The 15,486-nt window shown below is 73.6% G+C and carries 13 protein-coding genes; 6 read left to right on the top strand and 7 right to left on the bottom strand.

Going from position 1 to position 15,486, the window contains the following annotated elements:
* Positions 1 to 100 precede the first annotated feature (100 nt).
* Positions 101 to 514 (bottom strand): DUF4307 domain-containing protein, encoded by a 414-nt coding sequence (locus tag AMK16_RS10635; protein WP_073912389.1) that lies wholly within the window; start codon positions 512 to 514, stop codon positions 101 to 103.
* A gap of 119 nt (positions 515 to 633) precedes the next feature.
* Between AMK16_RS10635 and mca the strand changes: the two genes are divergently transcribed.
* A complete protein-coding gene (mca, locus tag AMK16_RS10630; RefSeq protein ID WP_073912385.1) occupies positions 634 to 1,515 on the top strand; it encodes a mycothiol conjugate amidase Mca in 882 nt (293 codons plus the stop codon).
* 2 nt (positions 1,516 to 1,517) lie between these two features.
* The gene (locus AMK16_RS10625; RefSeq protein WP_073912381.1) at positions 1,518 to 1,739 is read left to right on the top strand and encodes a hypothetical protein; all 222 of its coding nucleotides are present in this window, start codon (positions 1,518 to 1,520) and stop codon (positions 1,737 to 1,739) included.
* A 111-nt stretch (positions 1,740 to 1,850) separates the two neighbouring features.
* Here the strand turns inward: AMK16_RS10625 and AMK16_RS10620 are convergent, their stop codons facing one another.
* The gene (locus AMK16_RS10620) at positions 1,851 to 5,174 is read right to left on the bottom strand and encodes a tetratricopeptide repeat protein (protein ID WP_073913585.1); all 3,324 of its coding nucleotides are present in this window, start codon (positions 5,172 to 5,174) and stop codon (positions 1,851 to 1,853) included.
* Between the two features lie 149 nt (positions 5,175 to 5,323).
* On the opposite strand from AMK16_RS10620, the gene AMK16_RS10615 reads away from it, so the two are divergent.
* Together AMK16_RS10615 and AMK16_RS10610 are read left to right on the top strand one after the other, a co-directional pair.
* The gene (locus AMK16_RS10615; protein ID WP_079191436.1) at positions 5,324 to 6,505 is read left to right on the top strand and encodes a DUF4344 domain-containing metallopeptidase; all 1,182 of its coding nucleotides are present in this window, start codon (positions 5,324 to 5,326) and stop codon (positions 6,503 to 6,505) included.
* Positions 6,506 to 6,532: 27 nt separating this feature from the next.
* The gene (locus AMK16_RS10610; RefSeq protein WP_073912375.1) at positions 6,533 to 8,596 is read left to right on the top strand and encodes a thioredoxin domain-containing protein; all 2,064 of its coding nucleotides are present in this window, start codon (positions 6,533 to 6,535) and stop codon (positions 8,594 to 8,596) included.
* A 19-nt stretch (positions 8,597 to 8,615) separates the two neighbouring features.
* On the opposite strand, the gene trhA is transcribed toward AMK16_RS10610, so the two are convergent.
* The gene (trhA, locus tag AMK16_RS10605) at positions 8,616 to 9,233 is read right to left on the bottom strand and encodes a PAQR family membrane homeostasis protein TrhA (RefSeq protein ID WP_073913581.1); all 618 of its coding nucleotides are present in this window, start codon (positions 9,231 to 9,233) and stop codon (positions 8,616 to 8,618) included.
* A gap of 319 nt (positions 9,234 to 9,552) precedes the next feature.
* On the opposite strand from trhA, the gene AMK16_RS10600 reads away from it, so the two are divergent.
* On the top strand, positions 9,553 to 11,409 hold the full coding sequence (locus AMK16_RS10600) for a phosphoenolpyruvate carboxykinase (GTP) (protein ID WP_073912372.1): 1,857 nt from the start codon (positions 9,553 to 9,555) through the stop codon (positions 11,407 to 11,409).
* A 132-nt stretch (positions 11,410 to 11,541) separates the two neighbouring features.
* On the opposite strand, the gene AMK16_RS38065 is transcribed toward AMK16_RS10600, so the two are convergent.
* On the bottom strand, positions 11,542 to 11,676 hold the full coding sequence (locus tag AMK16_RS38065; RefSeq protein WP_274535353.1) for a hypothetical protein: 135 nt from the start codon (positions 11,674 to 11,676) through the stop codon (positions 11,542 to 11,544).
* Between the two features lie 406 nt (positions 11,677 to 12,082).
* On the opposite strand from AMK16_RS38065, the gene AMK16_RS10595 reads away from it, so the two are divergent.
* Positions 12,083 to 12,505: a hypothetical protein gene (locus AMK16_RS10595; protein ID WP_143196808.1), complete on the top strand. Its 423-nt coding sequence runs from the start codon at positions 12,083 to 12,085 to the stop codon at positions 12,503 to 12,505.
* Positions 12,506 to 13,043: 538 nt separating this feature from the next.
* On the opposite strand, the gene AMK16_RS10590 is transcribed toward AMK16_RS10595, so the two are convergent.
* The 3 genes from AMK16_RS10590 to AMK16_RS10580 form a co-directional block, all read right to left on the bottom strand.
* Positions 13,044 to 13,439 carry an SCO4983 family protein gene (locus AMK16_RS10590; protein ID WP_073912364.1) on the bottom strand — a complete coding sequence of 132 codons (396 nt, stop codon included), beginning with the start codon at positions 13,437 to 13,439 and terminating at the stop codon, positions 13,044 to 13,046.
* A 100-nt stretch (positions 13,440 to 13,539) separates the two neighbouring features.
* A complete protein-coding gene (locus tag AMK16_RS10585; RefSeq protein ID WP_073912361.1) occupies positions 13,540 to 14,751 on the bottom strand; it encodes a pyridoxal phosphate-dependent aminotransferase in 1,212 nt (403 codons plus the stop codon).
* Between the two features lie 276 nt (positions 14,752 to 15,027).
* Positions 15,028 to 15,480, bottom strand: a complete 453-nt coding sequence (locus tag AMK16_RS10580; RefSeq protein WP_073912358.1) for a nitroreductase/quinone reductase family protein — start codon at positions 15,478 to 15,480, stop codon at positions 15,028 to 15,030.
* Between the last annotated feature and the right edge of the window lie 6 nt (positions 15,481 to 15,486).

The raw sequence follows: 15,486 nt of genomic DNA, 5'->3' as shown, positions 1-15,486 counted from the left end.
ACCGCAGGGCGTCCCGGACCGTGCACGTCCCGGTCCCTCCACCGTACGGCTCCCGTACGGCCGGGCGCGTCGGCGACCGCGCCGGGCGGCCCGCCCGGCCTCAGCGGGCCGAGGCGAGCGGCTGGCAGCCGGTCAGCTCGACCATGGTGGCGCGCTTGGTGGTCTTCAGCGAGAGGACCTCGTCCACCCGGCCCACCGGCTGCGCGAAGGTGAAGTCGCCGCGGCCCACTTCGCCGTGCCCCTCGTCCTGCGAGCTCAGCGTGCACACCCCGGTGACGGAGGACTCCTTGCGGACCTCCAGGTGCACCTTCACCTCGGTGTCCGACACCACCTGGAACTTGATCACCTCGGCGCTGACGCTCTGCCCCGCGATGTAGTCCCAGCCGATCCAGCCGACGAGGCCCAGCAGCACGACGCCCAGCACCGACCCGACGACCTTGAGCCCGCGGTCCGCGCGCTCGTCCGCCGACCGGCCGTAGCGGCCCTCGGGCAGGTCCTCGCGTACCGTGCTCATCGATCGTTCCTTCCGAGAGGGCGGAGGCGGGGCCCCGCGGGCCCGCCCCGGAATTTTCCTTCCCCCGATTCGGTCACTATAGAAGTCGCCCGTCGCGCCGAACCACAGAGGATCCTGTCTTGACCGAGCAGCTTCGACTGATGGCCGTCCACGCCCACCCCGACGACGAGTCGAGCAAGGGCGCGGCCACCATGGCCAAGTACGTGTCCGAGGGGGTGCCCGTGCTGGTCGTCACCTGCACCGGCGGTGAGCGGGGCTCCGTGCTGAACCCCAAGCTCCAGGGCGACAAGTACATCGAGGAGCACATCCACGAGGTCCGCGCCAAGGAGATGGACGAGGCCCGCGAGATCCTCGGCATCCAGCAGGAATGGCTCGGCTACATCGACTCCGGCCTGCCGGAGGGCGACCCGCTGCCCCCGCTGCCCGAGGGCTGCTTCGCGCTGGAAGACGTGGACGAGGCCGCCGGCCGTCTGGTGAAGAAGATCCGCGCCTTCCGGCCGCAGGTCGTCACCACCTACGACGAGAACGGCGGCTACCCCCACCCCGACCACATCATGACCCACCGGATCTCCATGGTGGCCTTCGACGGCGCGGCCGACACCGAGAAGTACCCGGAGGCCGAGTTCGGCCCCGCCTACCAGCCGCAGAAGCTCTACTACAACCAGGGCTTCAACAAGCCGCGCACCATCGCCCTGCACGAGGCGCTCCTCGCCCGCGGCCTGGAATCCCCCTACGGGGAGTGGCTGGAGCGGTGGAAGGAGTTCGAGCGCAAGGAGCGGACCTTGACCACGCACGTGCCCTGCGCCGAGTTCTTCGAGATCCGCGACAAGGCGCTCATCGCGCACGCCACGCAGATCGACCCGGACGGCGGCTGGTTCCACGTCCCGATGGAGATCCAGAAGGAGGTCTGGCCCACGGAGGAGTACGAGCTCGCGAAGTCGTTCGTCGACACTTCCCTCCCCGAGTCCGACCTCTTCGCGGGCATCCGGGAGAATGCGTAGCCATGAGCCCTACACAGGCAGCACTGACCCAGCTCCTCCCGCTGGCGGGTGACACCTTCGACAAGAACAAGGTGACGCCCGGCATCCTGGGCTTCATCGTCTTCGCGGCCCTCGCCCTCGGCGTGTGGGGCCTGATGAAGTCGATGAGCCGGCACATGGGACGCGTCGACTTCCAGGAGGCCCCGGACCCGGCCGCCGCCCCGGCGCCGGACCGGACCGGCTGAGACCTTCCACGCGGCCGCCGCCCCGGCCCGGGAACCGGCGGGGCGGCGGCCTGCGGCATGCCGTACGCGCGCCTTGCCGTACGCCGGGCTTGCCGTACGCGGCTGCGCCCGTCAGGCCGGGCCGGTCAGCGGGACACCCATGATCTCCCGCGAGCGGAGGTTCGGGACCAGTCCGAGCCGCCACGCCTGCCAGCCCTCCGCCGGATCCACCCCTCGGCCCAGGATCACCCCGTACGTCTCCAGACAGTCCTCCAGCCGGCCGTCCCGCGCCGCGTGCGGCGCCCGTGCCAGCCGTGCCAGCTCCGCCCGCGCCTCGTCGAGCCCGCCGGGCAGCGGCGGCACCTGACAAGGCAGCATCGTGCACCGCAGGAACCGCGCCCAGTCCTCACCCCGCCGGTCCCCGTAGGAGACGAACAGCCGCACCGCCTCCTCGCACAGCCCCACCGCCTGCGACATCCGGCCGTTGCCCGCGTCCACCACCGCCAGCTCCAGGCAGGTCCACGCCTCACCGTGCGCCAGCCCGATGCGCCGGAAATCCGCCCGCGCGTCCACCAGCAGCTGCCGGGCGAAGCCGGAGTTGCGCAGGTTGCCCGTCTGCGCCGCCCGCTGGTCGCGCGTCACCCGGCCCGAATGGTGCCGGGCGTGCGCCAGCCCGTACACGTCCCGCATCCGCGAGAACATCGTCCGGGCCCGCTCCAGCTCCCGCACCGCCTGATCGCGCTCGCCGCCCTCCTCCAGCGCCTGCCCCAGGTAGTACAGCGTCCATGCCTCACCGCGCGCGTCCTCCGCCTCCCGGTGCAGCGCCAGCGCCTCCCGCAGCCGCTCCCGCGCCGGCCCCGCGTCGCCGTCCACCACCCGCGCCCGGCCCAGCTGCGTCAGCGCCCAGGCCCGTCCGCGGTCGTCGCGCGTGCGCCCGTACAGCTCCAGTGCGAGCCGCAGCTCCCCCTCCGCCCGCGGTACGTCCCCCAGCCGCAGGTACACCTGTCCCAGTTGGAAGTGCGCCCAGGCTTCCCCGTGCACGCTCTCGCTCTCCCGGTGCAGCGCCAGCGACCGCTCCAGCAGCGACATCGCCTCCCCGAGGTGCGCCAGGTCCCGCTCCACCGCCGCCAGCGCGTGCAGACCCCACGCCCGGTCACCGGCCAGCTCCTCGGGCTCCTGGAGCGCCAGCGCCTCGCGGATGCGGGCCGCCGCCTCCGGGAGGTTGCCCTGGTGGTGCAGCGTGATCCCCAGCGAGACCAGCGCCCTCGCCGTGCCCGCCTCCTGATGCGCCTGCCTGTACTGGTCCACCACCGAGCTCAGCGTGCTGCGCGCCTTGTCCAGCTCGCCCAGCTGGCGCGCCGCGATGCCCGTACGCCACTGCACCGACCGCACCAGCCGGCCCTGCTGACCGCCGGAACCCGCCGGTGAACCCGCCGCCGCCACCGCCTGCGTCAGCTCGTCGATCTCACCGAGCCGGTACAGGTCCCCGCGCAGCAGGCAGAAGTCGCACAGCGCCCCCAGCAGGTCCAGCACCGCCTGCGGGTCCACCCCGTCCGCATGCCGCAGCGCCGCCGTGATGAAGCTCGACTCGTCGTCCAGCCAGCGCAGCGCCGCGTCCAGCGAGGCGAAGCCGTGCCCGCCGAAGTGGTTCGCCCGCGTCGACGTCTTCCCGTCGACCATCCGGATCACCGAGTCCGCGAGCTGCGCGTAGGTGCGGATCAGCCGCTCCTGAGCCGCCGCCGCCCCGGCCCGGTCCTCCTGCGCCGCGAGGCGCCCGGCGGCGTACGCGCGCACCGCGTCGTGCATCCGGAACCGCTGCCCGCGCACCCGCTCGACCAGCCCGGCCTCCCACAGCTCCTCCAGTGCGCGCAGCGCCGCCTGCTCGGGTACGTCCGCCAGCGCGGCGGCGGCCGCGCCGCCCAGCGAAGCCCGCCCCGCCAGCGGCAGCCGCCGCAGCAGCAGCCGGGCGGGACCGGCGAGCCGCGCGTCGGCGGCCCGCAGCGCGCGCTCCACGGGGTGGACGTCGGCGAGCGAGGGGCCGGCGGCGGGCGTGCCGGAGCCGGCGTCGCGGCCGCGGCCACCGTCGCGGCCCCCGTCCCCGTCGCCGGGCGCGCTCGCACCGTCCGCCACACCCTCCACACCCGCCACGGCCGGCGGGACCAGCAGGCGCAGGGCCAGGGGCAGACCCGCGCCCCGTTCCAGCACCGCTGCCAGCGCCTCCGGCGCCGGCAGCCGGCCCTCCGGCGCCGCCGCCCGTACCAGTTCCGCCGCCTCCGCCTCCCCCAGCCGTTCCACCGGCAGCTGGTGCACCCATGCCGCCAGATCCGCCGGCAGCTCCAGCGGCTCCCGCGCCGTCACCAGCACCAGACTCTCCGACCGTTCCGGCACCAGCATCCGTACCTGTTCCGCATCCACCGCGTCATCGAGCACCACCGTCACCGGCAGCCCCTGGAGGTGCTGGTGGTACAGCTCGCCGAGCCGCCGCACCTGCTGCTCCGCCGACGCCCCCTCCCGGAACAGCAGCTGCTCGCGCGGCGCACCCAGCCGGTTCAGCAGGTGCAGCAGCGCCTCCCTCGTCGACAACGGCGCCTCGCCCCGCGTGGACCCGCCGCGCAGGTCCACCACGCACGCGCCCCGGAACTGGTCCCGCAGCCCCTGCGCCGCCCGCAACGCCAGCGCCGTCCGCCCTACCCCCGGCTCACCGTGCAGCACCACCACCACGGGCCGCGTCTCGGTACTGGCCCGGGCCGTCTGCACCCACTGCGCGATCCGGGTCAGCTCCGCCCGGCGGCCGGCGAACAGCCCCGTCGCGTCCGGCAGTTGGTCGAAGGACTGCTCCAGCACACTGCGCCGCCGCGCCTGCGCACTGCGGTCCGTTCCCCGCAGCTGCGGAGCCGGCCGGAGGGCCCCGCGGGGGCTCCGAGCGGCCGCGGACACCGCGCGCTGCTGTTCCAGGAAGGGCCGTATGCCCCGCACCTCCAGAGCCGACAGCCACTGCAGCCTCAGCTGCTCGGCCCCGCCGGGCCGGCCCAGCTCCCCGGCCCGCCGGTTCGCCGCAGGCAGGTGCGACGCCGTCACCTTCACCACCGTCGCGACCGCCCCCGCCGCGCCCGCCACCGCCCCCGCGGTCAGCGCCGTACCGGGCGCCACCCCGAGCGCCAGGTCCGTCCCCAGGGCGGCCGCCGCCGCGACCGCCGTCACCAGCAACGCCGTCGGGGTGTCGGCCCGACGGAAGGATTCGCCGAGCGACCGGCCCCCGGCCGCCGCCTCGTCCAGGGCCCCCACGTACGCCTCGTACTCCGGCGCCGCGCTCGCCGCCAGCGCGTCCAGCGCCGCACGGGCACGGGCCAGCAGCGCCGCCGCCTCCAGCGGGGCGCCGCCCGCCGCCCGCCGCGCTTCCTCCTCCACGACCCGCACCACCAGTCGCTCGGCCTCACCTCGATGGCTGTCCCGCATCGGCATTCCCCCCAAGAGAGCTCCGGCAACGTGCCCCAAGTGTCCGCCGGTACGGTCGTGAGCGCGAGGGAATCTGAGCTAGTTCAGAGGGAAGCGCCGGCCTTCGTATAGTCAGGTCGCAAGCCCAAAGCCACCTGACGGGAAGCATCATGACGCTTCGACAGATCGGCGCAGCGGCCGCGATCGCCGTCGGCCGGCGCACGGCCCTGCACCACCTCGCCGTCGGCGTGGGCGCCCCGCCCGCCGCCGTCCGCACCGGCAAGGATGTGGCCGCAGGCCCGGCCCCCGAGCGGTCCGCCGCGACCCCCGCCGCCGGGGGAGCAGGCGCAGCGTCCCCGGCCACCGCGACGCCGGCGACGGCCGGTGGCCGAGCGCCGACACCTCCGGCAGCACGCTCCGCGTCCGGCACATCGAACAGCAGGACACCGTCACGACCCACGTCCGCACCCGGGCCTGACCGGATGATGCGCCGTCGAATGACCGCCGCGGTGGCCGCGAGCCTCCTCTGTCTCGCGCCGGCGACAGCCGGCTGCACGAAGGAGCCCCCGGCGAGCGGATTCGTCCCGCGCCTCGGAACACCGGCCGCGGCCGACCGCTACGGCGCGCGCCTCCTGGAGCAGCGGCGGCTGGTGCAGAAGGCCGCCGAGGACCTCAACGCCTATGTCGTCCTCCCCTACCGGGTGACCGTCCTCGCCCGCTCCTGCGCGGGCGAGGGCACCGGCTACGACCCCGCCACCCGCACCATCGAGCTCTGCTACGACGATCTGGCGCAGGACCGCGACCTGTTCACCCGCGGCCACCCCCTCGCGCCCGACGCCCCGCCGGACGCATCGCCGGGTGGTGCACCGGAGGCGCCCGGCGCCCCGTCCGCCGGATCGGCCGCCCGGACCGGCGACGAGGTCGCCGACCAGATAGCCGACCAGGTCGCCGACCAGGTCGCCGAGGTCGTCCGCGAGACGCTCTACCACGAGGCGGGCCACGCCCTCGCAGAGGTGCGCCACCTCCGCTTCGACGACGACCGGGCCGAGGAGGACGCCGCCGACCGCTTCGCCCGGCTGATGCTCCTGCGCGAGGGCCCCGAAGGCGAGCACGCCCTCCTGACCGCCGCCCGTGCCTACGACCTCGCGGCAGCGGCCGACCCCGCCCCCGACCCCACCGACGAACACGCCCCGGACGCCGTCCGCGCGGAATCCCACCGCTGCGCGGTCTACGGCGCCGCTCCCGCCCGCCACCCGGACCTCGCCACCCCGTCCCGCGCCACCTGCCCCACCGCCTGGCCCCCCGCCCGCGACACCTGGACCCACGCCTTGGACCCGCTCCTTCGCCGCTGATCCGATCACGTGCGGCAGGATGGCCCCATGTCGAACCGCCTCGCGAACGAGACCTCGCCGTACCTGCTCCAGCACGCCGACAACCCCGTCGACTGGTGGCCCTGGTCCCCGGAGGCCTTCGCGGAGGCGCGGGAGCGCGGCGTGCCGGTGCTGCTCAGCGTCGGCTATTCGAGCTGCCACTGGTGCCATGTGATGGCGCACGAGTCCTTCGAGGACGAGCCGGCGGCCGCCTACATGAACGAGCACTTCGTCAACATCAAGGTGGACCGCGAGGAGCGGCCCGATGTCGACGCCGTCTACATGGAGGCCGTGCAGGCCGCCACCGGGCAGGGCGGGTGGCCCATGACCGTGTTCATGACCGCCGATGCCGAGCCCTTCTACTTCGGGACCTACTTCCCGCCGGAGCCCCGGCACGGGATGCCCTCCTTCATGCAGGTCCTCGAAGGCGTGCGCGCCGCCTGGACCGGGCGCCGGGAGGAAGTCGCCGACGTCGCGCAGCGGATCGTACGGGACCTGGCCGGGCGGCAGTTGGACTACGGCAAGGCCGGCGCGCCCGGGCCCGAGGAGCTCGCGCAGGCGTTGCTCGCGCTGACGCGTGAGTACGACGCCACGAGCGGCGGCTTCGGCGGGGCGCCCAAGTTCCCGCCGTCCATGGTGCTGGAGTTCCTGTTGCGCCACCACGCCCGCACCGGGTCGGAAGGGGCGCTCCAGATGGCCGTCGACACCTGCGAGGCCATGGCGCGCGGCGGGATCTACGACCAGCTCGGGGGCGGGTTCGCGCGCTACTCGGTCGACCGGGAGTGGGTCGTGCCCCACTTCGAGAAGATGCTCTACGACAACGCGCTGCTGTGCCGGGTGTACGCGCACGTGTGGCGGGCGACCGGCTCCGCTCTCGCGCGCCGCGTCGCGCTGGAGACGGCCGACTTCATGGTGCGGGAGCTGCGCACGGAGCAGGGCGGTTACGCCTCCGCGCTGGACGCGGACAGCGAGGACCCGGTGAGCGGCGCGCACGTGGAGGGGGCCTACTACGCGTGGACCCCGGCCGAGATGCGGGAGGTGCTCGGGCAGGACGACGGGGAGCTGGCGATCGCCTGCTTCGGGGTCACGGAAGAGGGGACCTTCGAGCACGGGAAGTCGGTGCTGCGGCTGCCGCAGGACGGGCCGGCGGCCGACGCGGAGCGGTTCGCCTCGATCCGGGAGCGGCTGCTGGCGGCGCGCAGGGAGCGGCCCGCGCCCGGGCGCGACGACAAGGTCGTCGCCGCCTGGAACGGGCTGGCCGTCGCGGCGCTCGCCGAGTGCGGTGCGTTCTTCGACCGGCCCGACCTGGTGGAGCGGGCGACCGAGGCCGCCGATCTGCTGGTGCGGGTGCACTTCGAGGTGCCGGCGGGTCGCGCCCGGCTGGTGCGGACCAGCAAGGACGGGCGGGCCGGGGCGCGCGCGGGGGTGCTGGAGGACTACGGGGACGTGGCGGAGGGTTTCCTCGCGCTGGCGGCCGTGACGGGCGAGGGGGTCTGGCTGGAGTTCGCCGGTCTCCTCGTGGACCTGGTGCTGGACCGGTTCGTCGCCGCGGACGGGTCGCTGTACGACACCGCGCACGATGCGGAGCAGCTCATCAGGCGGCCGCAGGATCCCACCGACACGGCGGCGCCGTCCGGCTGGACGGCCGCGGCCGGCGCGCTGCTCTCGTATGCCGCGCACTCCGGTTCGCAGGCCCACCGGACGGCGGCCGAGAAGGCGCTGGGGGTGGTGCACGCCCTGGGTCCGCGCGTTCCGCGTTTCATCGGGCACGGGCTGGCGGTCGCGGAGGCGTTGCTGGACGGGCCGCGCGAGGTGGCGGTGGTGGGACCCGCGCAGGATCCGGCGCGGGCGGCGCTGCACCGAACGGCGTTGCTGGGGACGGCTCCCGGGGCGGTGGTGGCGGCGGGGCTGCCGCGCGCGGCGGACGACGGCGACGGGGAGTTCCCGCTGCTTGCCGGGCGGGGCCTCGTGGACGGCCGGCCGGCGGCGTACGTGTGCCGGCACTTCGTCTGCGCGCGGCCCACGACGGACCCGGCCGAGCTGGCGGAGCAGCTGGGCGCGGGTCGTCCCTGAGGCGGGTGCCCCGTACTCGTCAGTGCGCGTACGCGGCGAGCGAGATGCCGACGTAGTGGGCGACGAAGGCCGCCAGCGTCAGTGAGTGGAAGACCTCGTGGAAGCCGAAGAAGCGGGGGGAGGGGTTGGGGCGCTTCATCCCGTAGATGACCCCTCCCACGCTGTACAGGAGGCCGCCGACGACCACCAGGACGAGGACGGCGACGCCGCCGGTGTGCATGAAGTCCGGCAGGAAGAAGACCGCTGCCCAGCCCATGGCGATGTAGCAGGGCGTGTAGAGCCAGCGCGGCGCTCCGACCCAGAAGACGCGGAAGGCGATGCCGGCGCCGGCGGCGATCCACACCGCCCACAGCAGGGTCCGGCCGGTCGAGGGCGGCAGGAGCAGGACGGTCAGCGGTGTGTAGGTGCCCGCGATGATCAGGAAGATGTTGGCGTGGTCGAGGCGCCGCAGGATGGCTTCTCCGCGCGGTCCCCAGGTGCCGCGGTGGTACACCGCGCTGACGCCGAACAGCAGGCAGGCCGTGAGGACGTAGACGCCGCAGGCGACGCGTGCCCGGGTCGAGTCGGTGAAGGCCATCAGCACCAGGCCCGCGACGACCACGGCGGGGAACATCCCGGTGTGCAGCCACCCGCGCATCAGGGGCTTGGCTTCCAGGGCGGCCTCGGCTGTCTCCAGGGCCTGGACGACCGGGGAGGTCCCGGCGGCCGGTTCGGCGGTGGGGGCATCAGAAGTCATGGCGCACATGCTACCTACGGGTCCGTAGGTCTTCGTTGGCCGTCTTTACGGAAGATTGACGGACGTGGCGATGCTCACGTGAGAGGCCCTCTGGACATATGCGCACATGCACCGGATGATCAGATGAGTGCGGTCGGCACCGGATGAGCGGAGCGCGAAGCGTCCGGGTCGCAGCCCCCACGGGGCAAACACCAAACGAATCCCTCAACAAGGAGCAATCGTGGCGCGCGACAACGCGGCTCCCACCATCCCGACGGACGTCCCCACCCGGCACGAGGAGCTGATTTCCTGGGTGGGCGAGATCGCTGCCCTCACCCAGCCCGACCGTGTCGTCTGGTGCGACGGCTCCGAGGCCGAGTACGAGCTCCTGTGCGAGGAGCTCGTCTCCAAGGGGACCTTCAAGAAGCTGGACGCGGCCAAGCGCCCCAACTCGTACTACGCCGCCTCCGACCCCTCCGACGTCGCGCGCGTCGAGGACCGGACCTTCATCTGCTCCGAGAAGGAGGAGGACGCGGGCCCGACCAACCACTGGAAGGCCCCGGCCGAGATGAAGGAGCTCTTCACCGGCTCCGAGGGCGGCGAAGGCGGCATCTTCCGCGGCTCCATGAAGGGCCGCACGATGTACGTCGTCCCCTTCTGCATGGGCCCCCTCGGCTCCGAGCTCTCCGCGATCGGCGTCGAGATCACCGACTCCGCCTACGTCGCGGTCGCCATGCGCACCATGACCCGCATGGGCAAGGCCGTCCTGGACGAGCTGGGCACCGACGGCTTCTTCGTCAAGGCCGTCCACACCCTCGGCGCGCCGCTCGCCGAGGGCCAGGCCGACGTCCCGTGGCCGTGCAACACCACCAAGTACATCTCGCACTTCCCCGAGACCCGCGAGATCTGGTCCTACGGCTCCGGCTACGGCGGCAACGCCCTGCTCGGCAAGAAGTGCTACGCCCTGCGCATCGCCTCCGTCATGGCCCGCGACGAGGGCTGGCTGGCCGAGCACATGCTCATCCTCAAGCTGACCCCGCCCAAGGGCGAGGCCGAGGGCCCCAAGTACATCGCCGCCGCCTTCCCGAGCGCCTGCGGCAAGACGAACCTCGCCATGCTGGAGCCCACGATCCCCGGCTGGACCGTCGAGACCGTCGGCGACGACATCGCCTGGATGCGCTTCGGTGAGGACGGCCGCCTCTACGCGATCAACCCCGAGGCCGGTTTCTTCGGCGTCGCCCCCGGCACCGGCGCGCACACCAACGCCAATGCCATGAAGACGATGTACGCGAACACCGTCTTCACCAACGTCGCGCTCACCCCGGACGGCTCCGACGTCTGGTGGGAGGGCATGACCGAAGAGGCGCCCGCGCACCTCATCGACTGGAAGGGCAACGCCTGGACCCCGGAGTCCCAGACCCCGGCGGCCCACCCCAACGCCCGCTTCGCCGTCCCGGCCTCCCAGTGCCCGACGATCGCCCCCGAGTGGGAGGACCCCAAGGGCGTCCCGATCTCGGCGATCCTCTTCGGCGGCCGCCGCGCCTCCGCCGTCCCGCTGGTCACCGAGTCCTTCGACTGGAACCACGGCGTCTTCATCGGCTCGAACATCGCCTCCGAGAAGACCGCCGCCGCCGAGGGCAAGGTCGGCGAACTGCGCCGCGACCCCTTCGCCATGCTGCCGTTCTGCGGCTACAACATGGGCGACTACATGGCCCACTGGGTCGACGTGGCAAAGGGCAAGGACCAGTCCAAGCTCCCGAAGATCTACTACGTCAACTGGTTCCGCAAGAACGACGCGGGCAAGTTCGTGTGGCCCGGCTTCGGTGAGAACAGCCGCGTCCTGAAGTGGATCGTCGGCCGCCTGGACGGCACCGCCGCAGGGGTCGAGACCCCCATCGGCATCCTGCCCACCAAGGACTCCCTCGACCTGGACGGCCTGGACCTGCCGGCCGAGGACCTCGACTTCCTCCTCACCGTCGACAAGGACGTGTGGCGCGAGGAGGCCGCCCTGGTCCCCGAGCACCTCAACACCTACGGCGACCACACTCCCAAGGAGCTGTGGGACCAGTACCACGCGCTGGTCGAGCGTCTGGGCTGACCCGACCGCCCCGCCCGGGGCCATGAGCTGGGAACCCCCGACCAAGCGGTTCCCACCGCCGCACCCGGCCCGTCAGGAGCGTCCGCGCTCCACCAGGCAGGCCGTGTGCGTTTGACGACGGCGGACCTCTGCTCAGCGGAGGTCCGCCGTCAGGCGTTCCGCCCCGTCCGGCAGCCCCGTCAGCCGCCGCTCCAGGTGCGTCTGCGGCGCCTCCCCACCCGGCGTGATCCGGTCCGCCGGCGCGTCCGGCCGCAAGTGTCGACGCATTCCGGCACATCGAACCGGATCGCCCGCAGTCGCCGGAAGTCCGCCCGCACCACGCCCGGTTGTCCGGCGAGGTCCGCAGGGCGCGGCGGCCGCACCCGCGCCGGCGGGGCGATCGGCGCCGCTGCCCCGCGCAGCCCGCCGGCCACCACGGGGCCCGGGCGTGTTCCCGCCGCTCCGGCGGAGACGCGCAACAGGAGGGGCGCGAAGCCCTGCGCCCGGTCCCGCCCTGGCGTCCCGTCATCGGCGCGTGCGAGGCGGACCCCAGGGTGCTGCGTGCTCACGGAGACCCGCGCTCCCCGCCGCGCCCGATGGACGCCGGGTGTCCAGGGGCCCCGTTTCGAAATGCTGTGTGGGCCTGCCGGTGCTGGTGGGCGGAGCGGGCGCCGGGGAGGATCGGGGGATGGGCGTGAGCGCGTTGAAGTGGCAGGGCTGGCTGGTCGGGCTGGTGACCCTGGCCGGTCTGCTGGTGTTCGCCCCGCTGGGGCTGTACGTGTGGGCCAGCGGCGGCGACCGGGGCGAGGCGGCGCCGCGTGCGGCGGTGGAGGACGTCCGGGTGACCGGATGCCGAATCGATCCGGCCAGCCGGCGGGTGGTGGCCTCGGTGGAGGCCGCGGGGCGGCCCGGGGGGCCGGGGGCGTACGTCGTGACCGTGGAGTTCCGCGAGTCGGCGCAGCCGGAGCCGGGCGGGCGGGCCGCGCAGGCCTTGGTGAAGATCCCGGGCGTCGCCCCGGGGGCGACGGAGTACGCCGAGGCACTCGGCCCGGTCTGGCCGCCGGCCACGACCCCCTGGTGCGGGGTGGCCTCGGCGGCCTACACGCCCCGCGGCTAGTGCTGTGACCGGGAAGGTTCACCGGGTCGCGGCGCCCGGCACGGCACCTCGCTGTGTTGTCGGACCACGCAAGTACGTCCAGTACGAGACGTGGCCCTCCGCCTTGCGATGCACCGCACCGGACAACGCGACCCGGCAAACCTTCCCGGCCACAGCACTAGCGGGCCCCCCTGCCGCCCGGCGGCTGCGGCACGGACGCTGCGGGGCCTACGTTCAGCGCCGACTCGGGGGCTGCGGTCCCGGGCGCTGCCGGTGCCGGTGCCGGTGCCGGTGCGGGGGCCGGGGCTGCCGGCTTCGGGTCCTGCGGGGTGCAGGGGCCGCCGTTCCGGGGCTGCGGTCCCGGGGGCCGGCTCCCCGGTCCAGGGGGCCGCGGGCTTCGGGTGCGGCCGCGGGCCGGGCTGTGGGCGTCGGGTGCGACCGGAGGCCGGGGCTGCCCGTCCGGGGCTGCCGGGCGGGCCGCGGGTTTCTGGTGCTGCGGGGCTTCCCGCAGGGGAAGTGGCGCCCGGTCCGGAGCCTTCGCGGCCCCGGACCGGGGCCGTCAGTGGGCGCCGGCCAGGTCCGGGGACTTCAGGGCGGCGGCATGCGCGTCCATGCGCCCGGCGGCGAGGATCGCGGCGGTGGTGTCGGCGCGGGACGCGGCGACGAGCAGGGCGCGGGCGGCGAGGTCGTGCGCGCGCTGGTGCAGGGCCGCGGCGTCCCCGGCGGGATCCTGCCGCGGCGCACGGGCGGGCTGGGCTCCGCGCAGCCGGGCGACCTGTGCGGCGATCTCGGTGGCGTCCTCGACCAGCCCGAGCTCGTCGGTGACGGCGAGCAGGGCCGCGAGGTGCCCGGCGAGCTGGATGTCCAGCGCTTCGCCGCGGCTGCGGTGCGGATAGTCGGCCGGGTCGCCGCCCACACGGTGGACGGCCGACTTCGTGCGGATCGGCTCGTACATGAGGAGGCCTCCTGCGGGGTCAGGAGACCATCCTACATTGGATCCGTTCTAAAGTTGAGCTTGATCCTGCTGATGTTCCAGCGGGGCTCCGCTCCTACGGCTACGGCTGCCCGTAGCCGTCGAGGAAGTTCCCGATCCGCGTCACCGCGTCCGCCAGGTCCGTGGCGTTGGGCAGCGTCACGATGCGGAAGTGGTCGGGTTCGGGCCAGTTGAAGCCCGTACCGTGCACCACCATGATCTTCTCGGCCCGCAGCAGGTCGAGGACCATCTGCCGGTCGTCCTTGATCTTGTAGACCGCCGGGTCGAGCTTCGGGAAGAGGTACAGGGCGCCCTTGGGCTTCACGCAGGAGATGCCCGGGATCTGCGTGAGCAGGTCGTAGGCCGCATCGCGCTGCTCCAGCAGCCGCCCGCCGGGCAGGACCAGGTCCTCGATCGACTGCCGGCCGCCGAGGGCGGTGGCGACGGCGTGCTGCGAGGGCATGTTGGCGCACAGGCGCATGTTGGCCAGGATCGTCAGGCCCTCGATGTACGACGCGGCGTGCTTCTTGGGGCCGCAGACCGCCATCCAGCCGGCCCGGTAGCCGGCGACGCGGTAGTTCTTGGAGAGCCCGTTGAAGGTGAGGGTCAGCAGGTCCGGTGCGATGGCGGCGGTGTTCGTGTGCGTCGCGCCGTCGAAGAGGATGCGGTCGTAGATCTCGTCCGAGCAGACGACCAGGCCGTGGCGGCGGGCGATGTCCGTGAGCCCGCGCAGCATCGCGTCGTCGTAGACGGCGCCGGTCGGGTTGTTCGGGTTGATGATCACGATCGCGCGGGTGCGGTCGGTGATCCTGCGCTCGATGTCGGCGAGGTCCGGCATCCAGTCGGACTGCTCGTCGCAGCGGTAGTGGACGGCGGTGCCGCCCGCGAGGGAGACGGAGGCGGTCCACAGCGGGTAGTCCGGCGCCGGTACCAGTACCTCGTCGCCGTCGTCCAGCAGGGCCTGCATGGACATCTGGATCAGCTCGGAGACGCCGTTGCCGAGGTAGATGTCCTCGACGTCCAGCTCGATGCCCTTGGTCTGGTAGTGCTGCATGACCGCGCGGCGCGCGGAGAGCAGCCCCTTCGCGTCCCCGTAGCCGTGGGCGTTGCCCAGGTTGCGGAGCATGTCCTCAAGGATCTCCGGCGGGCACTCGAAGCCGAAGGCCGCGGGGTTTCCGGTGTTGAGCTTGAGGATGCGATGACCTGCCGCTTCGAGCCGCATCGCCTCTTCCAGCACGGGGCCGCGGATCTCGTAGCAGACATTGGCGAGTTTCGTTGACTGGATCACCTGCATGACGGGAGCTTACGGGCCGGAGCGGGGGCATGGCACGCCCATTCGCCGGGGGCGACGACGAGCGGTATGTCCCGTTTCGGGTAATGGGTGGGTGGCTGCGTGGTCCCTCCTTGGAAATCGCTGCCGCCCTCGCGCTCCGGCCTGCGGAATGGGTGACGCGCCCGGCCCCCGGCGCGGGGTGTTGCGCTCGTCACCCCGGGGGCCTTCCGGGGGGCCGGCGGCCGGGCCGCCGGGCAGCGGCGCGGTCGGCGGAGGATCGTTTCGTCCGTAGGTGCGCTAACGCTCCAGGATCACCAGCGGGATCCGGCGCGGCCGGGCGGCGGCCTGCTCGTCCTCGTACGGGGGCCACAGGCCCGTCATCATGCCCCAGTACGTCTCCCGCTCCGCCGGCGACGCCGTCCGCGCCGAGGCCGCGAAGACCGCGGCGCCGACCTGGACACGGACCTCCGGATGCGCGGCGAGATTCTCGTACCAGGCCGGGTGGCGAGGGGCGCCGTAGCCCGAGGCGAGGACGATCAGGCGCCCCGCGTCGGCGTCCTCGCCGTAGATCAGCGGGGTGCGCACGGCGCGGCCGCGGGCGCGGTCCACGGTGGTCAGCAGCAGGGTGCGGACCCCGTGCCAGAGGTGCCCGTCGGCGCCGTCCGTGGCCACGTACGCGCGGAGGTGGTCGAGCTGCGGGCCGGGTCGCGGGTCCGTGGGGTGGTCCCAGTCGACGTCGAGTGCGTGCATGGTGCC

Origin of the sequence: Streptomyces sp. CB00455 (genome assembly GCF_001905445.1) — a bacterium.
Lineage (GTDB): Bacteria > Actinomycetota > Actinomycetes > Streptomycetales > Streptomycetaceae > Streptomyces.
This window is presented reverse-complemented; position numbering and strand designations above follow the sequence as displayed.